Source organism: Terrisporobacter mayombei (genome assembly GCF_020748465.1).
Taxonomy (GTDB): Bacteria; Bacillota; Clostridia; order Peptostreptococcales; family Peptostreptococcaceae; genus Terrisporobacter; species Terrisporobacter mayombei.
Genome location: NZ_JAHZMP010000174.1, coordinates 1 through 477, shown reverse-complemented (window position 1 = coordinate 477; position 477 = coordinate 1). Strand labels below are relative to the sequence as shown.

Sequence of the window (477 nt, the reverse complement as noted above, 5' to 3'; positions counted from 1 at the left end):
CAAATCGGCAGCGGTGTATTCAGTCCGGAAGATCCGGGTCGCTATCGCGATCTGGTTGATTCGCTGATCAACTTCGGCGATCACTACCAGGTACTGGCGGATTATCGCAGCTATGTCGATTGTCAGGATAAAGTCGATGAACTCTACGAGCTTCAGGAAGAGTGGACCGCAAAAGCGATGCTGAACATTGCCAATATGGGCTACTTCTCTTCTGACCGTACTATCAAAGAGTACGCCGATCATATCTGGCATATCGATCCGGTGAGATTGTAAGTTCACCAATAAATAGAACGGGGCCAAAGGGTCCCGTTTTTTTCCGCCATCATTTCGGAAAAGTGTCCAGAAGGGGCAAGGGGACTCGGGGAGTATAATTTCACCATTCAAAAAGAATGGAAAGTATAATGCAAAACAGAAAATGGATTTTGACCTCGCTGGTAATGACTTTTTTCGGCATCCCCATACTGGCGCAATTTTTGG

The 477-nt window shown here is 46.8% G+C and carries 1 protein-coding gene and 1 pseudogene; both read left to right on the top strand.

Going from position 1 to position 477, the window contains the following annotated elements:
• Nucleotides 1-273: glycogen/starch/alpha-glucan phosphorylase (locus K0039_RS25140; protein ID WP_228106855.1), on the top strand; the 273-nt coding region annotated here is incomplete at its 5' end.
• Between the two features lie 128 nt (nt 274-401).
• Nucleotides 402-477: pseudogene (gene yzgL, locus K0039_RS25135) on the top strand (protein YzgL); the annotation flags it as partial.